Source organism: Blautia sp. TF10-30 (assembly GCF_003481245.1).
GTDB lineage: Bacteria > Bacillota > Clostridia > Lachnospirales > Lachnospiraceae > Fusicatenibacter > Fusicatenibacter saccharivorans.
Genome location: NZ_QUKM01000023.1, coordinates 1 through 26,364, shown reverse-complemented (window position 1 = coordinate 26,364; position 26,364 = coordinate 1). Strand labels below are relative to the sequence as shown.

General features: G+C 41.3%; 24 protein-coding genes. 4 read left to right on the top strand and 20 right to left on the bottom strand.

Features of this window, described 5'->3' with window-relative positions; genetic code table 11:
- Positions 1-129: 129 nt before the first annotated feature.
- The 5 genes from DXD02_RS14715 to DXD02_RS14705 all read right to left on the bottom strand — a co-directional run bounded on the left by DXD02_RS14715 (position 130) and on the right by DXD02_RS14705 (position 2,645).
- Positions 130-540, bottom strand: a complete 411-nt coding sequence (locus DXD02_RS14715) for a hypothetical protein (RefSeq protein ID WP_158565038.1) — start codon at positions 538-540, stop codon at positions 130-132.
- Positions 541-542: 2 nt separating this feature from the next.
- Entirely contained in the window at positions 543-671 is a 129-nt protein-coding gene (locus tag DXD02_RS15975) for a hypothetical protein (RefSeq protein WP_256372840.1), read from the bottom strand.
- Position 672: 1 nt separating this feature from the next.
- The gene (locus DXD02_RS15970) at positions 673-804 is read right to left on the bottom strand and encodes a hypothetical protein (protein ID WP_279220842.1); all 132 of its coding nucleotides are present in this window, start codon (positions 802-804) and stop codon (positions 673-675) included.
- Between the two features lie 186 nt (positions 805-990).
- Positions 991-1,914 (bottom strand): SufB/SufD family protein, encoded by a 924-nt coding sequence (locus DXD02_RS14710; protein ID WP_055219683.1) that lies wholly within the window; start codon positions 1,912-1,914, stop codon positions 991-993.
- Complete coding sequence (locus DXD02_RS14705; protein ID WP_117804223.1) at positions 1,914-2,645, bottom strand: ABC transporter ATP-binding protein; 732 nt, start codon at positions 2,643-2,645, stop codon at positions 1,914-1,916. The genes DXD02_RS14710 and DXD02_RS14705 overlap by 1 nt, the downstream gene beginning before the upstream one ends.
- 229 nt (positions 2,646-2,874) lie before the next feature.
- Here DXD02_RS14705 and DXD02_RS14700 point away from each other — a divergent pair, with 229 nt between their 5' ends.
- On the top strand, positions 2,875-3,531 hold the full coding sequence (locus DXD02_RS14700; protein ID WP_118667067.1) for an SDR family NAD(P)-dependent oxidoreductase: 657 nt from the start codon (positions 2,875-2,877) through the stop codon (positions 3,529-3,531).
- Between the two features lie 106 nt (positions 3,532-3,637).
- Here the strand turns inward: DXD02_RS14700 and DXD02_RS14695 are convergent, their stop codons facing one another.
- The 9 genes from DXD02_RS14695 to DXD02_RS14655 form a co-directional block, all read right to left on the bottom strand.
- Positions 3,638-4,444 carry a class I SAM-dependent methyltransferase gene (locus DXD02_RS14695; RefSeq protein WP_118667066.1) on the bottom strand — a complete coding sequence of 269 codons (807 nt, stop codon included), beginning with the start codon at positions 4,442-4,444 and terminating at the stop codon, positions 3,638-3,640.
- Positions 4,445-4,512: 68 nt separating this feature from the next.
- Positions 4,513-5,157, bottom strand: coding sequence for an L-2-amino-thiazoline-4-carboxylic acid hydrolase (locus tag DXD02_RS14690; RefSeq protein WP_118667065.1), 645 nt, complete (start codon positions 5,155-5,157; stop codon positions 4,513-4,515).
- 430 nt (positions 5,158-5,587) lie between these two features.
- The gene (locus DXD02_RS14685) at positions 5,588-5,839 is read right to left on the bottom strand and encodes a hypothetical protein (RefSeq protein ID WP_118667064.1); all 252 of its coding nucleotides are present in this window, start codon (positions 5,837-5,839) and stop codon (positions 5,588-5,590) included.
- 149 nt (positions 5,840-5,988) lie between these two features.
- A complete protein-coding gene (locus tag DXD02_RS14680; RefSeq protein WP_118667063.1) occupies positions 5,989-7,665 on the bottom strand; it encodes an ATP-dependent nuclease in 1,677 nt (558 codons plus the stop codon).
- Positions 7,666-7,736: 71 nt separating this feature from the next.
- Complete coding sequence (locus tag DXD02_RS14675) at positions 7,737-9,230, bottom strand: SIR2 family protein (protein WP_118667062.1); 1,494 nt, start codon at positions 9,228-9,230, stop codon at positions 7,737-7,739.
- A 15-nt stretch (positions 9,231-9,245) separates the two neighbouring features.
- A complete protein-coding gene (locus tag DXD02_RS14670; RefSeq protein WP_118667061.1) occupies positions 9,246-10,493 on the bottom strand; it encodes a restriction endonuclease subunit S in 1,248 nt (415 codons plus the stop codon).
- Positions 10,494-10,550: 57 nt separating this feature from the next.
- Positions 10,551-11,192: a hypothetical protein gene (locus DXD02_RS14665; RefSeq protein ID WP_118667060.1), complete on the bottom strand. Its 642-nt coding sequence runs from the start codon at positions 11,190-11,192 to the stop codon at positions 10,551-10,553.
- Positions 11,193-11,210: 18 nt separating this feature from the next.
- Positions 11,211-12,788, bottom strand: a complete 1,578-nt coding sequence (locus DXD02_RS14660) for a type I restriction-modification system subunit M (RefSeq protein WP_118667059.1) — start codon at positions 12,786-12,788, stop codon at positions 11,211-11,213.
- Positions 12,785-15,703 (bottom strand): type I restriction endonuclease subunit R, encoded by a 2,919-nt coding sequence (locus DXD02_RS14655; protein ID WP_118667058.1) that lies wholly within the window; start codon positions 15,701-15,703, stop codon positions 12,785-12,787. Before DXD02_RS14655 ends, DXD02_RS14660 begins: the two co-directional genes overlap by 4 nt.
- Positions 15,704-16,004: 301 nt before the next feature.
- On the opposite strand from DXD02_RS14655, the gene DXD02_RS16445 reads away from it, so the two are divergent.
- Together DXD02_RS16445 and DXD02_RS14650 are read left to right on the top strand one after the other, a co-directional pair.
- Positions 16,005-16,097, top strand: a complete 93-nt coding sequence (locus tag DXD02_RS16445; protein WP_373141176.1) for a putative holin-like toxin — start codon at positions 16,005-16,007, stop codon at positions 16,095-16,097.
- Between the two features lie 386 nt (positions 16,098-16,483).
- Positions 16,484-17,416, top strand: coding sequence for an AEC family transporter (locus DXD02_RS14650; protein ID WP_118667057.1), 933 nt, complete (start codon positions 16,484-16,486; stop codon positions 17,414-17,416).
- Between the two features lie 64 nt (positions 17,417-17,480).
- Here the strand turns inward: DXD02_RS14650 and DXD02_RS14645 are convergent, their stop codons facing one another.
- From DXD02_RS14645 to DXD02_RS14625, 5 genes are all read right to left on the bottom strand, one after another.
- On the bottom strand, positions 17,481-19,163 hold the full coding sequence (locus tag DXD02_RS14645) for an AAA family ATPase (RefSeq protein ID WP_118667056.1): 1,683 nt from the start codon (positions 19,161-19,163) through the stop codon (positions 17,481-17,483).
- A gap of 210 nt (positions 19,164-19,373) precedes the next feature.
- Positions 19,374-20,195: a rhamnulose-1-phosphate aldolase gene (gene rhaD / locus DXD02_RS14640; RefSeq protein ID WP_055265851.1), complete on the bottom strand. Its 822-nt coding sequence runs from the start codon at positions 20,193-20,195 to the stop codon at positions 19,374-19,376.
- A 45-nt stretch (positions 20,196-20,240) separates the two neighbouring features.
- Positions 20,241-21,662 carry an arabinose isomerase gene (locus tag DXD02_RS14635; RefSeq protein WP_118667055.1) on the bottom strand — a complete coding sequence of 474 codons (1,422 nt, stop codon included), beginning with the start codon at positions 21,660-21,662 and terminating at the stop codon, positions 20,241-20,243.
- A gap of 33 nt (positions 21,663-21,695) precedes the next feature.
- Positions 21,696-23,096: a rhamnulokinase gene (gene rhaB, locus DXD02_RS14630; RefSeq protein ID WP_118667054.1), complete on the bottom strand. Its 1,401-nt coding sequence runs from the start codon at positions 23,094-23,096 to the stop codon at positions 21,696-21,698.
- A 256-nt stretch (positions 23,097-23,352) separates the two neighbouring features.
- Complete coding sequence (locus DXD02_RS14625) at positions 23,353-24,207, bottom strand: YitT family protein (protein WP_022461234.1); 855 nt, start codon at positions 24,205-24,207, stop codon at positions 23,353-23,355.
- A 506-nt stretch (positions 24,208-24,713) separates the two neighbouring features.
- Here DXD02_RS14625 and DXD02_RS14620 point away from each other — a divergent pair.
- Positions 24,714-25,571: an ROK family protein gene (locus DXD02_RS14620; RefSeq protein WP_243106616.1), complete on the top strand. Its 858-nt coding sequence runs from the start codon at positions 24,714-24,716 to the stop codon at positions 25,569-25,571.
- Positions 25,572-25,614: 43 nt separating this feature from the next.
- On the opposite strand, the gene DXD02_RS15340 is transcribed toward DXD02_RS14620, so the two are convergent.
- The gene (locus DXD02_RS15340; protein ID WP_199691648.1) at positions 25,615-26,292 is read right to left on the bottom strand and encodes a hypothetical protein; all 678 of its coding nucleotides are present in this window, start codon (positions 26,290-26,292) and stop codon (positions 25,615-25,617) included.
- Positions 26,293-26,364: the final 72 nt, after the last annotated feature.

The following is a 26,364-nucleotide window of genomic DNA, read 5'->3' as shown; positions in this document are numbered from 1 at the left end:
GGCAGGAAAAATTTATATTTTTTCAATTGTCTACTTGACGGGGAGCGGTTCAGGAAATAGACCGCCCCGTATGTAAAATGATCGGATAACTGAATTTTGTCTTTTTTCTGATTCATTTCTGCTCTCTCTTTAAAGTTTTTCCGTCTCCTCGCGCAGCGCTGCCGTCAGCTTTCTTGTCATCTCAAGATAGCTGTTCAGCTCTTCTGCCGAGAGTTTTCCATATGCACGGATCTCCGCCCCGCGCAGCCGGTCCGTCGTATTTTTCTCCAGTTCCCGTCCGGCATCCGTCAGCAGAATCCTCTTTTTGTTCCGCGTTCCCGGGATGAGCTCGAGCTCCACAAGGCCTATATCACAGAAAATTCCGCCTGTGCCTTCCACGCCCTCGAACACGCCGCTTCCCACAACCGGGAATGCATCATAGTCCTGCAGGCTCTCCGTCTCTTCTACGGTCAGCCCCGCAAGCGCATTGTAGTGCACCGGCAGTGTCTCGCCGAACGGAACGTTGTTGTCCGCATCTTTCACGGCGTGGCGGTACGTCACGATTACGGTTCCGCCGGATCGAGCAGAATGCTCTGGCGCTGGATACGGAACGATGCCAGGGAATCGTAATCGTACACGATCGCCACCTCGTTCTTCACCGGAGCCTCCATCGCCTCTTCGTATTTTTTCATATCACGGAAGAAACTCTGTATGTCTTACCAGTCCCTGATCGTCAATGCCGAACGCATAGCCGTTGGATCTGGTCTGCAGCAGGAAAATATTTTCGGAATGATTGATCACAATACCCATTTTCGCTTTCCCCATTTCTCTATCTTGTATCTTTCCTTTTTTCAACAGTACAAATTTATCATATGTTAAAAGTCAAAATATTTTACTTTTTATTTTAGTAAAATTTACTACCTGCTTTTGTGAAAAATGCACAAAAAGAGGAATCTCCATCTATGCAGACTGGAAATGCCTCTTTTTTGTTCTCTTGTTTCCTTTTTTTCTTCAGCTCAGGAAGTTTTCAATAATGACGTTTTCCGCCTCCGCTTCCGTCATGCCGAGCGTTCTGAGTTTCAATAGCTGCTCATCATTGATCCGTCCGATCGCCGCCTCGTGGATGATTGCCGCATCCACATGCTTTGCCTGGATCTCCGGAATAGATCCGACCTGGGCGTGATCCATGATGATAGAATCGCACTGGATATGGGCGTGGCATTTGTTTTTGCCGACTGCCTTCGGATGGAAGACCTGTGAGGAATTGCCCTTTCCGACAGAACGTGAAATAATCTGTGCGGAAGAACCGCTTCCGTTCATACATACTTCAATATCCGACTCTGCCTTCTGGTCACCGTCTGTCATCAGACGTTCGAGCACAAACAGTTTGGAGTTTGCATCCATCACAACATTCGTCGTACGAATTGTTGAGTCAACGCCCTTAATCTGTACGGTATCCAGCGTAAAAACGGAATTTTCTCCGATTTCAATATTTGTCACCGGGTTCAGAATCCGCTGTCCCGTTCCGTTTCCCTCGCCATAATGCTTTTCCTCGTAGCGCACGTTGGCATTTTTTCCTACATGGAACGTATGGATACCATCGTGCCGGCTGTCGTTGCAGCCGCCGTTGTGGATACCGCAGCCCGCTACAATCGTAACATCGGCGCCATCCGCAACGTAGAAATCATTGTAAACAAGGTCCGTCATGCCGGAAACGCTGACGACAACCGGGATAAATACTTTTTCACCTTTCGTCTCGCCATCGATCAAAATATCAATGCCCGGCTTATCCTCTTTTTTGCGGATTTTGATATGCTCACTGTCACCGTGGCAGAGCGGAATGCCGTTCTGGCGGAGATTGTATGCCCCTTTCTGCTCAAATCCCTCGCTGATCTGATTTAATACGCCCTGGGTTGTCTCATCTACCTGTACCATCAGCATGTGCCTCCTTCCTGGCCGCACATCCGGCCTGTTTTCTGCTGGAACAGGGTCGGCAGTACGTCTTCCTTTGTACCGTATTCTTTCACCTGGCCGTCCTCGATCACCATGATCTTGTCTGCCATCTGGATAATGCGTTCCTGATGAGAAATGAGGATCAGACATTCTTTCTTCTCTTTGTGGATTTCTTCAAACCGTTTGATCAGCATGGAAAAGCTCCACAGGTCAATGCCGGCCTCCGGCTCATCGAAAATGCTGACCTTATGCGGTTTTGCAAGAACCGTTGCGATCTCCAGACGCTTCATCTCTCCTCCCGAGAGCGTACCGTCCATCTGGCGGTTCAGGTAATCGGCAGAGCAGAGTCCGACAGCGGAGAGGAGTTTACAACTCTCGGCTTCCGTCAGTTCTTTTCCGGCTGCCAGCGACAGCATTTTTTTCACCGTCATTCCTTTAAAACGCGGCGGCTGCTGGAATGCATAGCCAATGCCGGCGTTTGCGCGGTGGTCAATATCATAACCGGTAATATTTTCCTCATCTAGGAAGATTTCTCCGCCGTTTGCTTCCTCAATGCCGGCAAGTACTTTTGCCAGCGTCGATTTTCCGCCGCCGTTTGGTCCGGTAATCACCAGCATTTCCCCGTCCTTCACTTCAAAACTGATGTGGTTGACGAGGCAGCGTTTTCTTCCCTCTTCGTTTACTTCAAAGGTAAGATTGTCTACTTTCAGCATATTTGCACCTCTTTTGTTTTCACTCTTTGCAGGGATAATCCCCCTTTCAAAAACTCTACTCCTTCTCTTAAAATCTGTCAATTATTTGTTGCAGTTTGGGAGACTCTTTTGTTTTATGCAGTGATTTTTCCCGTAACCTTTTCTTTTCCTGCATTCTTTTTCGTTTCTTCTGGATCGCATGCTGTGTTTGCGGTATAATGAGGGTAATATTTCATCGGGAGGTTATCGTATGCGTGTACTTATTACAGGAACCAGCTCCGGAATCGGGAAGGCGATTGCGGAAAAATTTTTAAAAGAAGGCTTTGACGTTACCGGATTTGACCGGAAGGAGGCTTCGATCAGCCAGGATTCATATACTCATTTCTGCCTTGATATCCGCGACAGGGAACAGTATCCGGCACTTGCGCCCTTCGATATTGTCATCAACAACGCCGGTGTGCAGAACGAGGATGATATTGATATCAATTTAAAGGGAACCATCGCAATCACGGAGGCGTACGGAATTCATGACAATATCCGCGCCGTCCTTATGATCGGCTCGGCCAGCGGCCATACCGGAGCTGAGTTTCCGGAATACACGGCAAGCAAGGGCGGTGTTCTCGCCTACACAAAAAATGTGGCACTCCGCATTGCACCGTACGGCGGAACGTGCAACAGCCTTGATTTCGGCGGCGTACTGACCGAGTTGAATCTGCCTGTCACAGAAGACCAAAAGCTCTGGGATCAGATCATGGAGCTGACGCCGCTGAAACGGTGGATGACCGTCGAGGAAGCAGCGGACTGGGCGTATTTTATGACCGTGACGAACCGTTTCTGCACGGGGCAGAATATTCTGATTGACGGCCTTGAAGCGGGAAATGCACATTTTGTGTGGCCGGATGAATGATTTGTTGATTGCCTGCACAAACAAAAAAACAGGTTCCCTGCACGGAAGTTTTTTAAGCTTTTCCGCTGCCGGGCTGCCTGTTTCTTTTTATTTTTTTCGCTTTTTCTTACGCTTTCTCAAACACCAGAATTTTCTCTGCGAATTTGTGGACAATCGTCATCCACATGAACAGCTTGTAGATGGGATTCAGCGTTTCCATACCGCGGGCGATGTTGTCGTCTTTTACTTTTCGGAAACCGGCGGCAATGTCGCCCAGGTCTGCAAAGCTGTTCGCACCCCAGGTAAATGTCGCGCCTGTCGCCTGGATGGATTTTTCGATGTTTTCTTTCTTTACAAAGTACGGGCACAGCGTTTCCATGCAGACGTAGGCATTGTCGAAATGATCGCGGATGATGGCGAGCATCATTCTGACCTCATCCGCTTTCATGTACATGGTCAGACCTTCGATAATGAAAAGCATTTTGCCCCGCACTTTTACCTGATCGGCCCATGCCGGGTCGAGCACGGAACACGCAATCGTGGAAACATGGCCGGATTCCTGATAGATGGAATCGCGCACCTCAATCGTCTCCGGCAGATCGAGATTGTACCAGGTAATTTTTCCATTATCCATGCGGTAAAACCGTGTGTCCAGACCACAGGCGATGTTGACGACGGTACAATCCGGGTTCTTTCGGATAAAGTCGCTGACCAGCTCATCAAACACAACACTCCGCGCTACGATTCCGCCGCTCATTGCTGTGTCCTTTTTCGCATTGCTGAAATCATAGTCGATGCGGTCGATCAGCTCTTCTGCTTTGGTGTCGCGGAACTTGTTTTTCGGATTTCTGCTGTGCATGGCACGGGCGTAGAAGCACTGCAGCATCGTCTCGGCAGTTCCGTTCAGTTTTGGTTTTATTTTTTCATTGCTCATTCTGGGTGATCTCTCTTCTGTGTTTTATATTCTTCGATCCATTTCACCGGTTCCGTCCCGGTCTTATTTTATTTCGGATTTTCCACCTTGTCCCCCACGAACCAGTAATCACAGACCTCACCGCTGCCTGCCAGCGTATGGTCACGGTAGAGCTTCGCGTGCATCAGGGCTGCTGTCTTGTAATCAATGTCGCACATAATCGGCAGCACTTCCAGATAGCCCTCTTTTCGGGCGAAGGTATTCAGGGGACATTGGGTGAAGTGGTAATAAAAACCGTCCTGATGCTTCGTCTCATCAAAATGAAAATCCCACGAATACGCCTTATACTGCGGATGTGCTTCCAGCCAGGCGGCATCCTTATGCATCATCTTCGCAATCCGCGCCATGCCGCTCTTCTTATTCGCATTAATCATCAGGCCCATGGCTTTCAGAAGCGGGAAGGACATCATCTCCTCTGAGATTGTACGCAGTTCCTCCACAGAGATTTTCCGGTCGGATGCATCCCACAGGGCGAGGAAGATGAGGCCCTCATAGAGATTCGACGCCATCGGGTTGTCCTTTCCGATATCGTCGGCGCGGCGAAGCATATCGCGGTAGATCTGGTTGGTTTTGCGGAGAAGCTGGGTGGTTTTCGCTTTGCCGTAACGTTTTCGCAGGCTTTTCTTTATTAAAGGAGTCAGCATGTTCCAGTATTTGCTGGTGTATTCCATCATGGGCGGGTACCTCTTTCTTACTTTTATTAGGATTCACTAACTGACAGGTGTAAAATTGCCGCCTACAATGTTGAAAAATAGGCGGAATTTTACTTTTCATTATGAGGTTATTATATCACACTTTTTATTACTTTGTTTTAAAATCGCAAAAATTTCTTGACTATAATTCAGCCTTCCTTTAGTATAGAAATTAAGAAATGGTTTTTTTGTCGTGTACAGCCTTAGGGCTCAATCGGGTTGCTCGTTTCTCTATTTGTACAGCGGTTAGAGCATCCATTTAAAATGCTCGTTTAAAAGCGGTTAGATTGTCCAATAAAAACAATCGTTTAACAGCAGTGGATGGGGCACTCCATCCGCTTTTTCTTTTCATTCATTCAATAGATCTCTATGTACCCAATCCTTCAGCTTATATCCAAACCGTACTTTTAACTCAGATTTTCTCATCTACTGAATCGTTTATGATTTTCTGGTATGCCGCTTTCTGATTCAAATAATTTTTCTGCATCTGTTCCTCGTCCATATAAAATACGTCAGCCGCATCACACAAAAAATAGGTTGCCTCATAAACAATTTTTACATTCCTAAACGTCATCTTTTCTTCAACAAGAACCGTCTTCACTTCATGTTCTTCCATGCAGCATGTGCATAAACGTTTTTCTCTTTTTATGATTTTTATATCCATGAACACTCTTATCCTTATAGTCATTCTTCAAATAAAGTCTAGCTAAATTTTTCTTGACTATTTTTCAAATTATCTTTATTATAATATAAAAGAAATGGGTTTTGTGTCGTGTACAGTCTTAGGGCTCAATCGGGTTGCTCGTTTCTTTTTTATTTCTGATTCCATTTTTTTATAACTGCGTAAAGTGATTTTACCTGTTTCTCCAAATCTAACATTTTCGAAGCCCGTTCCTGTATAACATACGGCACCACCTTTTGGGCAAATTCTACTTTTTTAAATGTTGGACAAATCGGCCCTATATATTCCGGAAATAATTGATATTGTTCACATTGTTTTCCAACTTTTTTGCCAAAAGCTTCTTCTATAGCCTCCTTCTCAAGATAATTTTCTATTTCTTTTCCCTTAGTAATCCAGCAAAAAGCGCCATACTTTTCAAATTCATTTTTTACTCTCTTTTTTGTTTCATTTATTTTAGAATTATTTTTTCTTTTATCACTGTCAATAACAATAGCTGCATTTCGATTTGTCAATAATATACTTATCAAATCCTCACAATCCTGTTCTGCTGTATAGTGTGATAATAATCTTCCTCCATAATATAAAAATTGATAATCCCTTCCCTCTTCTATTTCATCACCTCCAAAAATCTTCAACCATCGTTTTATATAAACTCTATCCGAAGGTCCCTCTACCCAGATAATGCCATTAGATTGCAATATATCTGATGCACGCACATCTAAATCATTCAGTAATGTTGTTTTTGATATATAGTCATCTATTTTATGCATTTTTGATACACCATCTTGTTTTTCCACATGGAATATCTGAGTTCCCTCTTTATCGCAAAAAGTATTAATTGCCACATGAGAATGTGTCGTCAAGAAAATCATGATATCATTGTCTTGTGCATATTTGTAAATATATTCAAAAAGTTTTCTTTGCAATGCAGGATGCAGATTATTTTCCAGCTCTTCAAACGCATAAATAATCTTTTTATTTTTATACGCTTTCAATTTTGGAATAATCAACAAATTAGCTAAAACTAATATTATGGTTTTTAATCCGCTTCCCATCTTTGATAATGCATATCGTTTTCCTTTTTCCTGGAGAAAAATTTCCCATTTCAGTTCTCCTGCATCGTCCACCTGTTGTATTTTTATATTTTCATAAGTTGTTTCCGGATAAATAATGGCATTTAAAGCAGTTAATAATTCTTCTTGAACTATGTTTTCATCATACTCGCTGTAATTTATTATTTTTCGAATTAAATTGCTTGCCCCTTCTCCATTCAAATTTATGTTTTCATCATTTGATTCCACTTCTGGTACAATATTTCTTTCGGCATCCAAGCGCCTAAACTCATATTCTTTCCACAAGCTCCTCATTCTCTCACCAAACTGATTCCAATAATTATTATATTCTGCTTCAAAAACATTTTTATTTTCAACATATTGATATTGAAAATCTCTTTCCCTTGTTCTGTAATCTTTTTCTACACTAATACGAAAATTCATTTTTTTACCAATATAATTTTTTCCAAACATATAATGGTTTTCCGTTGGTATACCTCCTCCGAATGTATTTTCCGAAAAAACATATCTAATTTCTTCCTCTGAAAGTGCATGAACCAATTGTATTTCTAAACCATTTTTTAAAAATGGATTTTTATCCAATTCATTAGGATCAATAATATCTTTTATAATATCTAAGCAGCTAGATTTCCCTGAGTTGTTTTTCCCTATAAAAACATTAATTTTTTCAAATTCTAAAATTTCAACATATTCTTGTGTAAACGACTTATACCCTTTAAATCGCAATCCTTCCATTCTCTTTCTCCACAAATGTACCAATTTTCATATCTATAATTAGTCTTTAAATTGCAACAGATCTTTTTCACCTATATCTTACACTTTAAATCATATGCGCATAATAATTTTCGATAATCCGTTGAACGTTTATCTTCATGATTTTTCAAAAAAATCTCAACTTGTTCTAAGTTCATTTTTCCAGACATAATAGAACAAATCATCTCTAACGTTTTATATGTCTGCGGAACCTGTTGATCATCTAAAACTTCCTGTGGGGTTGAATGATTTCCTGTACAAGACGAATGCGGTGATTTTATCAATGCTGCAATTTTATCCCTTTGCTGCTGTTTTAATTCCTCACTTCTGCCTATTTCCGGACATATTGCCGAAAATGCAAAAATCGGAAAATATTGTGAAGATTGTATTTTCTGTTTATTTAAAAGTGACAATAGCTGTGAATTAGCTTCTTCTATTATTTCGAAATAGTTAATCATCATTTCAGACGTAGTTAAAAATTCGTACTTAATTGTTTTTCTTGATCCGACAACAAGCACTTTGTCCGAATTATTGAGTTTGTCCAAATCTTCTGTAATAGAAACTTCTATCGCACCACCTTCACATATTTCTCGAACAACACTCTGGACTTTCCGAATATCCATGGCAGAAACTGGTAACACAAGATTAGCTAATGCCTGATACACTGCCGTAAAATTGTCCGTTTTAATTTTATTTATACGTATAGTTTCAAACCCCTCAATATCTATATCGTGTTCTATAACTTCCGTATTGTCAGATCCTTCTTCATACTCAACCAGTAAAAAATTATCCCGTATTTTCTTCGCCTCATCTGAATTATAATCAACATAAGAAAATATTGTCCGAAGAATATCTTTTATGTTTTTATCTCCTATATTGTATCCGATAAAAATAATCGGATTATGTATGAACAAGGATAGTAACTGCGCACGGATCAGTTCATATTTGCAATTAAACTCTTCATAATCTTCCTCTGTTATAATAATTTTCTCCGGTTGTGAAACGCAGCCATGAATTTTGTATACTGACCCATATGGATTACTGAGTAAAATATTATTTCCAATTAATGGATTAAAAGAAAACAATTGCTCAATCATCGTATCATAATTCGTTGTAATGACCGAGCTTATATTTTTTCGTGCTTTCTTTAATTCGGCAATTTCATCTAATGCAGATTCTTTAATTTCCGCAGTTCTTAATAAATCAGCTAAATACAATTTAAATCGACTAATATTGATACCCTTTTGCATATTTTCATAAAAGATATCATTAATATATTCGAATTTTCCATGACGATTCTTTTTCAGATACTGATTAAAATCATTCTCTAATTGCGTTGCAATTTGCTCATAGACATAACCCGTAGAGTCCATATGTTCAGATTTTATGTCCAAGTAGTATTCTGGATTTTCATTGAAATCCATTGCCACCTTTTGAAGCAACGAATCCCAGCTATATGAATTTTTTAAATAACGTAAGCTCAATCCTGTTCCAACAAACAAAACAGGATGATTATGATAATTTGATATAAATTCCTGTATATTCATCGTTTAATTCCCCCTCTATACAAATATCTGCTGCAATAGTCCCTTTTTCAGTTCTTGCCATGCAGTTAATGTTTCTTTGTAATTGTTAATGACATCGTCCAACGCAGACAGGCAATCTGCGATTTTCTGCTGCTCCTCTAATGCCTGCGGTAAATATACAGGAATCTCTTGCATTAACGAATCCGTCATACCAACTCTATCGTGTCTTGCACCATTCTGTGCCCCATTTTCATATATGAATCTATACCAACTACCACTTTTGAAATACCAAAGCAAATATTTCTCATCAGCATTACCTTTTGGGCGTAAACATGTATACAATGGTGATACAATACCCTCTTCTTCGAGTTGGTAACAATTAAATGGTCCATACGGTGCTTGCTTAGATTTTCTCGGATTATACACAAAATCACCTGTCTTAATCACCGTATAATTTTCCATTTTTCCATCAACTGCAATATCTTTTTCAAAAAATTCACGCTGATTAATTAAACCATACTCCGCTGAATTAGTTATCACATTTTGATTTTTCCCATCTTTATTTTTATCTTTTATCTTAAAAAAAATATCACTAATTTTTTTCTCTTTCCAATCCGGAAAATTCTCTCCATCTTCATCCTTGAATCTTACTTCCTGACTGAAAATTTTCTGCATCACACCCTTTTTACGTTCTTGCCATGCAACTACAGTTTCTTTTTTTGTTTCAATTATCCTGTCCATTTCCATTAAAAATTCTGCTATTTTTTGTTGTTCCATTATTGAAACTACCGGTATTCTCGTTTCTCGAATTTGACTAAGACTTAATTGTGCCATTGATAATCCGGTTTTAATTTTTCTATAATTCCGCTGCATCTCATTCGAACCAAGGTAACTATATACAAAATATGGTATTGCATCCTTTACGATTCTTATCCTCGCTAAATGCTGATTAATATTAGCTTTCTTTATTTTTCTTGGCACTAATCCTACTTTTCCAATATCTCCTGTAATCGCAATTACAATATCATCTCCTCTGATTTCTGAACGTTTCAAAAATTCATTAGCTTCCTCAGAAATATACGAATAATCACCATATACAAAAATATTATTTTTTATACAATCATTTCTAAAAAAATATATACCCTTTATTTGCCATTCAAACCCATATGTTGTAGGTGTAGCTCCTTTTGTTATAAATGCCGATATTTCTTCCAGCCGCACCGTAGTATTCCATGCTGGAAAATCATTTCCATTATCATCTTTAAATCTTAATTTTGGTATCACAGTTTTATATCCTCTTAGTATTTATTTGATTAATTTGGCAAATGCCTCTAACATTTTCTACAAAACACTTATGAGTCTCCCCAATAACTTTCCTACTTTCGGAACAGCACTTGGAATAATACTTCCTATTGTTGCAATATTTGCCAAATCTGAAATATATTCTCTATAGTTTTTAGGTGTATTCTTAATGTCTTGCAATACAGAAATCAATTCTTCATAACGAGCAGAAGACTTTTCATTTTCCTTTCTTATCTCTTCAATTACCTGTTCAATATTCTGATTTATATCCGGTTTCATTATTACTAAGTCTTCCAATTTCTTCATCCCAGAAAAAGTAAACTGAAAGCACCCATAAGTGCCTGTAATATATCCTTGATGTTCAAAATCATCAAACCGACTTATTGCACGTCTTAAAATCTGATTTCTATTTTGAATATATTTCCCATCTTTCGTTGTATTCCACTCCGCAGTCATAAACAACAGGGGCAATTCTTGATCACTTACTTTAATATCTGTGCCATCAAAACCGTTACATAGTTTTCTTATTTTACTTAAAATAAAAATTTCCTTCTGATGGTAGCTTTGTGGATACCAATTTTCCACAATTTCCATTGAAACTTTTTTATTCCCTATTTGTTCATTTACATGATAATTATAAATAGCTCTTTTCCCAACATCTTTACTACTTGGTTGTCCCATATGTAGTTACTTTCTCCTTTATAATCCAAGTTGCTGCAACATACTCTCTGCCTTCTCAATTGCATTTTTCGTTTCCACGTCCAGTCTCTTAATTTCCGCTCTCACAGCCTCTAAATCCACTGGTTCTTCCTCTTCAAACGTATCCACATACCTCGGAATATTCAAGTTATATCCATTCTCAACAATCTCGCTCATCTCCGCCACATGAGCAAATTTATCAACATCTACACGCTTCTCATACGTCTCAACAATTTTATCAATATGCTTCTGCTCCAGCACATTCTGGTTCTTTCCAGCCTTGAACTCTTTTGATGCATCAATAAATAAGATATTTCCCGCATTTCCATTTCTCTTGCACTTCAGCACCAGCACACAAACCGGAATTCCCGTTCCATGGAACAGGTTTGCTGGCAATCCAATTACTGCATCCAGACGGTTCAAATCTTTAATGATGTATTTTCGAATAGTTTCCTCCGCTCCACCACGGAACAATACACCATGCGGCAGCAGTACAGCAACGCGTCCGTCATCTTCGTCCATATGATAAATCATGTGTTCCACGAATGCGAGGTCCGCCTGTCCTTTCGGTGCCAGTTTTCCTGCGCCGGAATAGCGTGGGTCATCTTCGAACTGTTTATCTGCAGACCATTTCAGAGAATACGGCGGATTGCAAACCTGTACTGTCATTTTGATATCGCCGTATTTGTCATCTTTCAATGTATCGCCTTTGTAAATGTCAAAATTCTGCCAGTCGATGCCGTGCATGATCATGTTCATACGGCTCAGGTTGTACGTTGTCGCATTCAGCTCCTGTCCGTAAAAATGACCGACTTTTCCTGTTGTCAGATGTTTCTGTACTTCCAGAAGCATAGAAGCAGAACCGCAGGTGCAGTCACCAACCGTCTTTGCCTCATCCAGTCCCAGTGCCGCAAGTGTTGCGCAGAGCTTCGACGGACCTGCCGGAGTAAAGAACTCTCCGCCTTTCTTTCCCGCATCCGATGCGAATAAACCAATCAAAATCATATACGCTGTGCCAAGTACGTCAAACTGGGAATCCTGTAAATCGAAATCAATATCCGATACACGTACCATAACTCGCCCGATCATTTCCGTACGGTCTGCCACTGTCTCGCCAAGCCGGGAATCCTGCAGACGCATATCGTTAAACAGCCCGTCAAATGCCTTGTTGGATTCGTGTCCCATCGTAGAACCTACCAGATCATTGATCGCTTTTTCGAAATCTTCCACGCTGAATTTATCCGCATCATTTTCAAACTTTGTAATCTTGCGAATCAGGTTTCGAAACAGATTTTCCGGCTTAATCACATAGCCCAGTTTTGACAGCGACCATTCTTCTACAACCGGTCTGTATTCTTCATCCGCAAAGGCTTCTTCATATGTGATCCCATCGTCATTTTTGAGAAGATCGATCATATACATTTCCGTTCGTTCAGAAAGATAGCGATAGAAAATTACTCCTAAGATATAATTTTTGAACTCGCTTGCATCCATCTGGCCGCGCAGATCGTTCGCGATTGCCCATAATTTCTGTGAAAGTTCATTCGCCTGTGCCTGATATGTATTTGTATCTGTCATTCTGTTTCTCCTTCAGCCTTGTATTTTTTATAAGTATCCTGTATAAATCTTTTCACATTCTTAGTCAATTTTGTCATTTTCAGCAGTCCCAGCGGATATGCCATCAATCTTTCGCGAATATTATCCTCCGATACATTACCACTGAATGTATATGCCGAGACCAGATCTGATACTATCTTGTAATCAATCTGGTTGTCAAATGCAAATTCTTCCATGTCTGCCTGCATCTGTTCTTTTTCAAATTGATTGAATGCCTCCATGACATCTGCATTTTCCGGCAGATCGTAAAATCTCGTTAAGATAAATTGCCGCATCACTTCTTTTTTCAAACGTAAGGATTCATTATCGGAACGCTCGATTTCCCGCAGAATCAGATCGACATCCTGCTGCTTTTCTTCCTCTGTCTTGGTATGTGTTTTTGCATTTTTTAATAAGTTTAAAATATACACAACGTTGATTCGGTCTGTTCTGACAAGCTCAATGTCAAAATCCACATCCACTGGAACCGGAACTTTCGGATTTGGATTGACGGTCTGGTCTTTATAGTACAGATACCAGCTTTTGAAACCTTCGTATTCATTTTCATCCATAACTACTCCAAGATCTGACCAGTCAAATTTTGAAAATGTTTTCAGCGTAGCAAGCGTCTTTGCAAGCGCACGGAATGCCATAATAAACATACGGATTTCATCTTCTGATTGTAACTGTCCCGCTGCTTCTACATCAGGCGTTACTTTTCTTAAAATAACAGTCTGATTCATCCATTGGTTCAAATAATACGCATAGTCTTCCAGCAGATATTCGTTCGGATCTCCATCACCCGAAAACAGAGTCAATGCATCATCCTGCCACTGCTTGATATTTCGATACGTTACAATCTGTCCAAACTGTTTTGTTACTTTGTCAATACGGTTCGTACGACTGTATGCCTGAACAAGTGAATGCCAGACCAGATTTTTGTCCAGATACAGTGTATTCAATGATTTTGCGTCAAATCCGGTTAAAAACATATTGACTACGATCAGGATATCCACCTGTGGAAGAACTTTCTGTTTTAACCGCTTCGCAATATCTTTTCTGTACGGATCAAACGTATCAATGCCAAATGCTGTACCGTACATAGCATTATAGTCCTTTATACAGCGCTCCAGCAGTTCCTGCGAATGTTCATCTGCTCCATCATCTATATCTTCATTTGCCTGATAGGAAAAAATAGCTGCAATTTTCAGCCGTTTCTCCTCCGGAACTGTTTTATTCAGTTTCTGAAATGCATCATAGTATTTTCCAAGTGTCGGAATGGAATCTACTGCAAAAAGTGCTGTGTATGTATCTTTGCCCTGCGGATGCACATGCTGCTCATGATGTTCCATAATGTGTTTTGCAACTCTGGTGATTCGTTCCTCATCATGATAAAGTGGTATCATATCAATATTATGGCGTTTGCAGTATTCTGGATCATCTAACTGTTCCGGATCAATTCCTCTCGCTGCAACATTTTTCGCTGAGATCGTCCGCTGATATTCCACGGAAAATCGAAGCACATTGCCGTCTGCAATTGCATCTTTGATCATATACCGATGCAGGCATGCATCCAGTTTTTCCCCTGCATGAAATACATCTGCTGTTGTACGGCCGTCTGCTCCTTTATTTTTCTCGAAAATAGGAGTTCCTGTAAATCCTATATAATTGGCTTTTTCAAAGTGTTTCTGAATCTGGGCATGCATACTGCCAAACTGGGAACGGTGGCATTCATCAATGATAAATACTACTTTTTTATCACGGTAATCATCCATAAACGCTTCGTATTTTGGATTTTTAACAGCATTCGCCATTTTCTGAATGGTTGTAACAATCATCTTTTTCTCAGATAATTTCAGCATCTGAATGAGCACACGGGTGCTGTCTGTATTGTCGACACAATCTTTTTCGAATGAATTATATTCTTCCACGGTCTGATCATCCAGATCTTTCCGGTCAATCAGAAATACCACAAGATCTACTCTTGCCTCGTCCCTCAGAATCTGAGCCAATTTAAAAGATGTCAGTGTTTTTCCGGAACCAGTGCAGGCAAATACATAACCATTCTGCTTCACTTCCAGTACCCGCTTCTTTGCTGCTTTTACTGCATAAATCTGATATGGACGCATTACCATCAGCACTGGTTCTGTCGTTTTGATAATCATGTATTTGTCTATCATTTCTGTGATTGTCGGCTTGCAGAAAAATTCACTGGTAAAGGTATTCAGATCGTTGATTCTTGTATTTTTATCATCGGTCCAGAAAAATACGAGTGATTTCAAAATCGGGTTATAGCGACCATCTACCATTTCATTTTCATTACAGAAATATTTTGTCTGCACAGAGTTGCTGACTACAAACAGCTGTAAATATCGGAACAAGCCTTTAAAACTGAACTTTCTATAGCGATTGATCTGATTGATCGCTTCGTTGATTTCCACACCAGGACGCTTTAACTCAATCTGGATCATCGGAAGTCCGTTGATCAGTACGGTTACATCATATCGATTTTTATATACAACATCCTCTTTATGTGCTTTATCCATAGTGACCTGATGCGTTACCTGATAAATGTTTCTGTCTGTATCGTTGGAAAAGAAATCAAGATATACATTCTCTCCATTATCGAGCTGCAGAATATATTTATCTCGCAAAATTTTCGCAGATTCATACACGGAATGGTTATCCATGTGAATCATAATACGATTAAATTCTGTGTCAGAAAAGGATGCCGCATGGCCTTTTTCTTCCAGCTTTTTCGCGTTGAATTCTGCAAGCTGTGCGCGGAAATTGGCAAGGACATCCTCATAGGTATTCAATTTGATAAAGCTGTATCCAATACTCTCTAAGCGGTCGATCAATATGTTTTCGACTTCGTATTCTGAAATATGCGACATAGGCTTCTCCCCTTTCCTGACGTTTCTTCCATTTTTCTTTATTATCTCATATACCTTTGTAAATTTCAAACTTTTGTTCTATTTTGTATTATATTCAAATCCAATACACTGCACATTTACAGGAACTTCAAATTTTCTGACTATTTTTTATTACTTTCTTTTACTTCTCTTTTCTGTTATAATACATTTCAAGAAATGAGTTTTCCTTGTTCGTTTTTTATTGGGAATCTTAGACACTCTAATATATTTAACCGGGCAGCCGGGGGACGTGCTTTCATCTGATCTGAGTCTTGCAGAAAGGATGATTATTATGAGTACATACGAAGAATTGCAGATTATAATCAGCGTTGCTTTACTTATTGTTGCAATTTTGACTTATGCAAATAAGAAATAGCCGTCCTGTTCTCTGGTAAAGGTAGGACGGCTATTTCTTATAGCTATTCAACATTTTCGCCAGATCGGGTGATTGCGCTCACCTTCCGGCTGTCTTGTTAAGTATATTATATTGCAATCGTGTAATTTTGTCAAATCAAAATAGCGCCTCTGCTCTGGTAAAGTTAGACGCTATTTTTAGTTAGAAGCTTTATCCGGCGGTCAGGTGTACACTGACCAACGGCTCTCTTGTCGAATATATTATATGACAGCATTTTCTTTTGGTCAACAGCCATTTTTCTTATATTTTCACCATTATTTCGACCCAAATCTCTCAAAAAGAAATTGAAATCCCCTCTCCTCCACCTTATAATATTTTCTATAAGACACACATATGGGGAAATTTTTATGACGATCGGTATTCTTCTTGCGCAGCAGATCGCGCAGCTTTTTCTTATGATTTTTATGGGCTTTTTAATCGTAAAAGCCGGACTTTTAAAGGATGAGGACAGCAAAGTTCTGTCGAAAATTGTGCTGTACCTGATCATTCCCTGCGTGATTCTGAATGCGTTTCAGGTCGATTACACGCCGGAAACGGTGCGGGGGCTGCTGGTTGCGTTTGCGGCTTCGCTTCTGATGCAGGTTGTGCTTCTTTTTGCGGTTTCAGCTCTTGGACGGGTGTTTCATTTGGATGCGGTTGAGATAACTTCTGTTTACTACTCCAATTCCGGCAATCTGATTGTGCCGCTTGTGACGGCTGTTTTAGGAGCGGAATGGGTGCTTTACAGCTGTGTTTATATGAGCGTACAGCTTGTCTTTTTCTGGACACACTCTAAAAAGGTGATCAGCCGTGAGGCTTCCTATGACTGGAAGAAGATTGTTCTGAACCTCAATATTATTTCTATTTTCGTCGGAATTCTTCTTTTTTTCACGGGCATCCGGCTTCCTGCGCTGGTCAACAATACGCTTCATTCTGTCGGAAGCATGGTTGGCCCTGCCAGTATGATTGTTACGGGTATGCTTTTTGCCGGCATGGACTTCCGGCAGATTTTTGCGAATAAACGGATTTACTTCGTGACCTTTCTCCGCCTGATCGCCGTTCCGCTGATGGCGCTTGTTCTTCTGAAAATCAGCCATCTTGCCGATCTTTCTGCAGACGGACCGACGCTGATTCTGATTGTTTTTCTCGCCGTCATCACGCCATCTGCCTCTACAGTTACACAGATGTGCCAGGTATACGGAAACGATTCACGCTATGCCAGTGCCATCAATGTTGTTACTATGCTGGCTTCTATTGTGACGATGCCGCTTTTGGCGATGCTGCTTCAAATGGTACTCTAATCACAATTAACAGAAAAACGCTGTCCCGCTTCCCCTTCCAGAGAAGCATTGACAGCGTTTTCTATTACCCAATTAGTACCTTTTTCCCTTCAAACGCAAATCCATAATACCGGATTCTTTCTTTTGGAATTCCCCGTTCTTTTAGTTCCACGTCGTATTTCTTTATTTCAATCTGCGCCAGTGCTTTTTGTACCGTTTCCTGCAGCGTTTTTTCTTCCGTTTCTTTTACTTTAAATTCCAGAATCATAGCATCTCGATCCAAATTTCTGGGAATTAGAATCACATCGTATCTTCCATACCCACTTTCCCGATTGGAACGCACCTCATAAAGATCTCGCACTTCCACCAGCAGCCCAAGTACAAATCCATGATAAAACCGCTCTGGCTGGCTCCGCTCGGACGCATGTTTTCCAGCATCAAAATTACTAAATGTAGCAAGTGCAATATCATTCATATAGAGGTTCATCGCTTTTACATCACCATTCAGCATTGCTTTGATAAATTCATTATAATTGGCAGATGCCGCTGCAAACCAGCTTTTGAACATATTCGAAAACATGCTCACAGTCTCCAGATTTGTGATGGAAAGAGAATACCACGGCTCCAGCGTCAGTCCTCTGTATTCAATCTCCTCCACTTTCAGATAACCGCTTGCCACCAACAGACTCCATACCGCACTTTCATCCTGTTCTAATTGTCCAAATATAATCTGCTCATCAAAATTAACTACAATTTGTTGTCTGTTGATCAGTTTTTCCAGTTCTTCCTTCATATTTACCGATGCCGACTGCAGGAGTTTGCTGATCAATCCATTGGAACTTGTAGCTGCCCAGTAGGGCCGCAGTTTTTTCTCTTTCAGATAATTTGTAATAGACCACGGATTGTAAATATCACGATGCGTGCCAAAGCAAAATCCGTCATACCATTGCTTTACCAGCTCTTTCTTTTCCGGCATTCCAAATTGATCTAATGATTGAAATACCTCTTTTTCTGTAAAACCAAAACAGTCTGCATAGGCATCCGATGTTGTTGTAATAACCGTCAGATTATTGAGGTCCGAAAAAACAGATTCTTTGGAAATACGGGTAATTCCAGTCATCACAGCGCGGTCCAGATATGGATTTGTTTTGAACGTCGCATTGAAAAGGCTTCTCATAAATCCGGCAAATTCACCCCAGTATCCATGAATATAGGCTTCCTGCATGGGCGTGTCATATTCATCCAGAAAGATCAAAACTTTTTTTCCATATAAAAGATTCAAATAACTGGAAAGATTTTTTAATGCATCCTGTGCTGTCACATCACTCATTTTTTCTGTAATTTCCAGCATCTGCTGTTTCTCATTTTGCGTAAAGCATTCTTCCTGCTCCAAATACCGATGTTGGCGATAAGCATCTACAATAATATTTTTTATCTTCTGCACTGCATCTTGATAGTTATTCTGTTTTACGTCCGCAAAGCTCAGAAAAATCACCGGATAAGTTCCCTGCAGTCTGCGGTATTTTTCCTGTTTCCAGATGGAAAGCCCTTCAAAGATGGTACCTTTTTCTGCATACTGTCTGGAAAAGAAACAATTCAGCATGCTCATATTCAATGTTTTGCCAAATCTTCTCGGACGTGTGATCAGCGTAATGTCATCTCCACTTTCCCACCATTGTCTGATAAAATCGGTTTTATCAACATAAAAATAATGATTTTCTCGAAGGGAAGCAAAATCCTGCTTTCCTATACTAATCGCTGAAGTCATATTTCATCTTTCCTTTCTGAGCGCAGACACACCAGCATTTTCTGTCTGATAATGAAATGTTCCACTGTTTTCTAATCGATAATCTTATCTTATAGTTTATCAAATTCCGAAAGAAATTAATAGACTTTTTCTTCTGCACAGCAAAAAAATGGCCGTCCCATTCCTCAGTGCAAGGATCAGACGGCCATTTTTCACTATCAGTTTCCAGTTTTATTTCTCATACAAAAACTCTTCTGGCAGTGTTACGCCGAAATCCTTTGCCAGATGGCGGAATTCATCCGGTGTGATCGTCTGGCGTTTCGTTGGCTGCATAGAAAGTGTTTTTACCAGGATTTCTGCAGATTTTTCTGCGGTATGCATCAGACCGAAGGTCAGGTCAAAATCAAAGCCGGCGGCGAACATGCCGTGGTGTGCCCAGATAGCAAGATCATATTTCTTCATCAGCTCGCTCGTGGCAACGGCGATCTCTCTGCCTCCCGGAACCATCCACGGAACGACACCGATTCCGGACGGGAATACAACAGGACACTCGGTTGCCATCTCCCAGAGTTCGCGGGTAAATACTTTATCTTCCAGCGGCAGAACAAAGGTAAGCGCGATCACGTTGGTGGTATGTGCATGGTACACAACGCGGTATCTTTCGTCCTGAAGTTTTTTTACCTCCAGGTTCATCAGATGGCTCGGAAGCTCTGAGGTCGGACGTCCTCCGTTGACGAGACCCCAGACGATGCGGTAATTTTCACCTTTTTCATCCAGCTCAATCATACAGATGCTGTCTTCCGGTTTGATTGTGACATTTCGGAAATATTTTCCGCTTCCGGTTACCAGGAAATACTCTCCCGCAAGATTTGGAACGGCGGTTCCGATCGGATTCCACTCTCTGGCCTCAAAGTTTTCTTTTACCTCTTCAACCTCTTCCGGTTTCACACGGTAAGAAAGGTTTCCGCCGTTTCTCTCATGCCATCCCTGCTCCCAGCCATCATTTGCCATACGGATAAAGCCTTTTACAAATTCTGCATCTAAAAATTTCATGTTATTTCCCTCTTCTTTCTCTCTTTTCTCTTATTTTATCGGTATTTACCGGCATACAATGTCTACCGGCACATCCAGGATTTTTGCCACTTTCAGAATCGTATCAATATGATGTCCGACAGCAGCTGCCATATGATGTGTTGGTCCCGCCTCACTCCATCTGTTGCAGAACTCTCTTGCCCCAATGGAGAAACGTGTTCTCATGTTTGTATCGCCAAAGGTAAAGATCGGACCATCCTCATTGACACCCTCTGCAGCAACAAATTTAAAATGACCGTCTTTATCCTGCGTAATTCCAAGATATGTAACATCTCCGACTGGCGGATAAAACTGCGTCAGATATCCGCCGCCCGTCTTGCCATGAAAAACATCAACGATTTTCATGGACGGTTTTTTCGCCTGCGAAATATCAGCATCTCCCGATCCGGAGTGGCCGATAATACAGATATCCTCATTGAAATCGATCGAATACATCTCAGAAAGCTGACCGGTTCCGGCGATTGTTTTCAAAATGCTCATTGCCATTGCAACTTTCATATCACCCTCTACGGCGCAGGCTGTGCCCTGTTTAATCAGCATGGAAAATGCCGGGATCAGCATGCTGTCCAGTTTTCCGGCAACCCCCTTGGCAAAGCCGTCATAATGGGATGCCACCATACCAAGATCTTCTTTTTTTACCCATTCTTCAAAAGCAACGACATATTTTGCCATATCCCATACGGTCTCTACCGTTGCACCGCCCTCGATGTCAAAGGTATCCAGAATCTCCTCTGCCTTGACGCGGATTGCGGCCTCATCTGTAACAGGATCCGCGATTGCCCACATTTTCTCCCAGTCGAACTGTTTCGTGTAAAGTCCCATCCGGTTGTAAAGATTGGTTTCATCGATATACAGGTCCATCATTCCCGGATATGGTCTTCCGATCTGGGCAATATTGGTGTAACGGAATCTTCTGCGTACCTGGGCTGCCCGGCACCACTCGTCGATTTCCTTAGCTACGTAATCATCTCCGCCTTCTACAACACCGGTGATGACGGCATGACGTTTTCCTGCACGCTCCAGATCGGCTACCATCTCACCGACTGCTCCACAGGCATACAGCTCACCCAGCCATTTTGGCGTATCGGTATTGGCATAATCCGGTGCTTTCCGTTTCTGCACATTCACAAGCACAACCGGCACATTCAGGTCACGGACTGCCGGGAGCATATTGTAGCTGGTCGCGTAGGTCAGAAGCTGTAAAATAACAAGATCTACATCCGCTGCACGGAACTTATCTCCTGCTTCCATGGATAATTCTTTCGTTGTAACGATTCCACCATCGATCATTTCAACGGTATCGGGAATCGTCTTTTTGAACGCATCATACTGTGCCTCAAATTCCGGAACCAGCGTCGGGAACTGCGGCAGATATGCACCCAGTGCGATTGCAAATACACCTACTTTTGCTTTTGTTTCAACTAACATGTTTTTCGCCCCTTTAACCTTTCATCTCATTTTTTATGGCTCATATTGTTTGATTTCGAAGGAATGGAAAATACAGTTTCTCGCATCCTTCAAATTGCTGCATTCCTTTCCGGTGATCATCTGCACCGCCAGATTGCCGATGGCAGTTGCCTCTGTCGGTCCCGCCAGTACGGTCCTTCCGGTCTTTTCTGCTGTCAGCCGGTTCAGATAATCGGCGTTGGCGCCGCCGCCTACGACATGAATCTTCCGGTACTGACAGCCCGTTTGTTCTTCCAGTTCTTTTAATGTCTTTGCATAGCATACTGCCAGACTGTTATAGATCACTGCTGCGATCTCTGTAATTCCCTGCGGTATCTGCTGGCCACTTTCTTCACACGCCTTCTGCACTTCTACTGTCATATGTTCCGGTGCCAGAAAACGATCGTCATTTGCATCCACGATGGATGAAATCCTGCATTTCGATGCCATTTCGCAAATGGTTCCAAAACTTACCTCCTCTGCGATTTCTTTTCGTACAGACTGAATCATCCACAGCCCCATAATGTTTTTCAGAAAACGGTATCTTCTGTTGTAGCCGCCTTCATTGGTAAAATTGTGCTGCATGGCTTCTGTCCCGCAATCGGCCTCTTTTAATTCTGTTCCCATCAGAGACCAGGTTCCAGAGCTGATGTAGAGTACATGTTCCTCATTGCTTGGCACAGCGACTACTGCGGAGCCTGTGTCGTGTGTTGCGGGAAGAACAATCTCACAGTTGAAGCCGACCTGCTCCTGAATTTCTTTTTTCAGACGACCGATCACAGTCCCCGGTTCACGGATCGGCAGGAAGATTTTCTCCGGGTATCCCAGTTTTTGAATCATCTCCCTGTTCCAGTCCCCGGTTTCCGGATTGACAAGCTGGGTCGTTGTTGCATTTGTGTATTCCTGCGCTTTCACGCCGGAAAGCAGGAAATTCAGGTAATCCGGAATCATCAGAAGAGTCTCTGCTTTTTCCAGCTGTTCCGGCTTTTTCTTCTTCCACGCCATGAGCTGATAAATACTGTTAAAAATTTGTTTCTGAATACCGGTCGATGCATAGAGTTCTTCCTCCGGCACTGTGCGATAAACCTCCTCATCCATTCCTTTCGTGCGGTCATCGCGATAAGCAACGGCATTTCCGATCCGCTGATCATCCTTGTCCAGAAGGACAAAATCAACTGCCCATGTATCAATTCCGACACTCACCGGGATCTTTCCAAGTTCTCTGCATTTTTTCATTCCGGCCAACACAGCTTTGAAGAGTGCCTCGATATCCCACACCTTCTCACCGTCCCGTTTCTGCATTCCATTCGGGAAACGGTAAACTTCCTCGAGAACCATTTTCCCATCTTCCATATGCCCGAGAATATGCCTTCCGCTGGATGCTCCTATATCAATTGCTAAATAATATCTTTTCATACCCTTCCTCCATTTTCTGTCTCTAATTATAGATAACTTTATGTGGTAAAAAAAGAACACGCTTTGTCTAAAAAAGTGTCCTTATTTGCACTATAACGATGTCATTGATCGTATCCATCTGCATCCGTTCGCTCTTCTTCTCCTTCAGCCGCGCCGGAGTTTTTGCTCCATGGGGTAATTCAAGAAACGTTTTCACAGGAAATTACGGTAAAAAAATTCCGCAGCACTTCTGTGATTGAGGTGCTGCGGAACTTTTTTACATTTTAGGCTGATATCTCATGTTGGATACATTATAAACTGTGATAAACGCTTTCGGATCAAGTTTGTTGATAAAATTCATCAATTTCTGGTATTCTGTCTTGTCTACGATCGTGATGATTTCTTTGCGCTTCTGCATGTTATAGGCACCATAGGCTTCATAGATCGTAGCACCGCTGTGCAGCTCATGAAGAATAAATTCCCGAAGTTCTTCTTCCTTTGGAGTGATGATACATACCCGGCGTTTGATATTATGGTCAAAAATAAAATGATCCAGAACAATTCCGTTAAAATACGTTCCAAGAATACTCAGGACTACCGTTTTTTTGTCGTAAACGAGTGCTGCAGACAGGGCAACGCACATACCGGACAGCGACATAGCTTTTCCAAGCTCCATATGAAGATATTTATTCATGATCTTTGCTACAATATCAAGTCCGCCGGAAGAAGCATTTCTGTTAAAAAGAATACTGAGTCCCACACTGACTACAAGTGTATAGCACAGAACATCCAGCTCCTGACTGTTTGTCATCGAACCAAAATCCGGGAAGATTTTTTCAAAAAGTCCAAGAAAAACAGGAAGCATGATACTGGTGTAGACGGTTTTTACACCAAATTCTCTTCCGCAGGTAAAAAAGCCGATGATCAGAAGTACTACGTTCAGAATCATGGTGATGGCGGAAAGGGGCAACGGTACAAAGTTGGAAAGTACGATACCAAGACCCGAAATACTGCTGACAGAAGTATGGCTTGGTACCAGAAAAAAATAGACTGCCGCTGCAATAATAGCAACAGCTGCTGTCAGGATCAGGATTTCCAACAGAATCTGAGTATCCTTCAATTGTTTTTTCATGTTAATTCTCCGTATCTTATTTTTTATGGATGGGAAGATCCCTTCTTTATATTAATGGCATTTTGAAGATATGTAAACCCTTTCCAGAAATCATTCCAACATATTTGTGTATCGTTGTTGCTTTTCCGTCAGCTTTCTGTAATGCATATCCTTTTTATTGCTTTTTTTCGTTCTATGCTACAATAATTTTGATACTTAATATTATCTTGTAACACAATCAGGAGAACATCATGAATGAAAAGGGACTGACCAACATTAGTCTCAAAAAATAAATAACTCAAAGGTTTACCAATATATTTACAGAAAGAAAAAGACCTCCAAGCAGCAGATCGTTCAGGAACTGCAGATGGGTTTATCCACAGTCAGCCAGAACCTCAACCTTCTGGAGCAGGAAGGTCTGATAGAAAAAAAAACGGCTTTTTGCATCCACCGGCGGAAGAAAAGCAAACGCCATTCAGATTGTATCCGATTTTAAAATTTCTATTGGTATCGGTATTTTAAAAGGAATGTTTCATATAACTGCTGTAGATCTGTACGGAAATGCTTTCTACACAGATACTGTTTTGCTTCCCTATTCTGACACACCGGATTACTATAAACAGGTTACTGACACCGTAAAGGAATTCCTTTCGTCACACCAATATGACCATGACAAAGTTCTTGGTATCTCCATTGCCACACAGGGTATCACCTCTTTAGATCATACTACGGTATTATATGGAGATATTATGAATAACGTCGGCATGAAGCTGGATGATTTTTCCAGATACCTTCCTTATCCCTGTTATCTGGAGCACGACTCAAAATCAGCTGCGTTCCTGGAATTATGGAATCATCCGGAGCTTGACAGTGCTGTTATCATTCTGCTGAACCGAAATCTGGGCGGCGGTATCATTACGGATCATCAAGTTCATCAGGGAGTCTCCATGCACAGCGGAACACTGGAACATATGTGTATTCATCCCGATGGGCCACTTTGTTATTGCGGCAGCCGTGGCTGTCTGGAGACCTACTGCTCTGCCAATGCACTGGAACAGGCTGCAGGTATACCTGTCAAAGAATTTTTTCCTCTTCTTCGCGCAAAAAAATCTCCCCAGATCCTACAGATCTGGAAAGACTATTTAAACCACCTGGCATTTGCCATGAAGAATCTTAACCTGATGATCGATGCACCGATCATCCTTAGTGGCTACCTTGCACCTTATTTTACAGAGGAGGATTTGACGTATCTGACAGAGTATCTCCATACTGCCGCACCATCCATACCGGATAACACGCAGATACTGGTCGGTACGCATGGACAGTATACACCGGCGATCGGTGCTACCTTGCATTATGTAGAGAAATTTGTTCAATCTATTTAACAGAAATTGACGAAGCAGTTCTTTCGAAAACGATGTACCGGAACTACCAAGTTGATTTCTGTTCATCTATAACTTCCAGAGTTTCTGGATCTACCAGATAGAAATCAACCAGCTCTGTCTCATATTCACCATTGGGATATACTTTTTCCAGAACAAGCTCCTCGAAGGTATTATTGTTTTCGTCAGTTTTAGAACCGTTATCATACAGGCAATAATTAACATTGGCCATTATGCCATCCTTCTCTTCTGTTGTTTCACAGAGGATCGCGTAATTTTCTCCCTTTGCATTTGCCGTGTAAGTGAAATTCATATCCGAAAGCGTATTCTGCTGCTGAATATACTGATAAACAGCACGCATTTCGTCCTGAAGTCTGGAAATTGTCTGTGATTCCTGTGTCAGAGAATCTTCAGAGGAATCAACAGTACTACTATTTTGTATTTCAGAATCATTCCGTTCAGAATCCGGTATAGAAGATTCTGACAAAGTGTTGGTATCCGGAAAAAACAAACCTGTTTTTTGCATGTAAATCAAGTTATCCGTCCGATACTGTGTGGCGATCCCATAATCAGGCTGTACGGAGAGATAGGTATAATGCATAAAAAATAGCTGATGATTCTTTGGCATTGAAGAAAAACATAGCCAACATGGAAATTCCTGTAAATAAAGCAAAGAGAGATGCTGTTCTTCCTTTGTTAGTGAACCCCACATGACTAAAGTCACGTGCTTCCGGCCGCTTTAAGCGGCAGACCAAATATCGGCGGATACGCCTGTTACTTAGATTTTGCACAGATA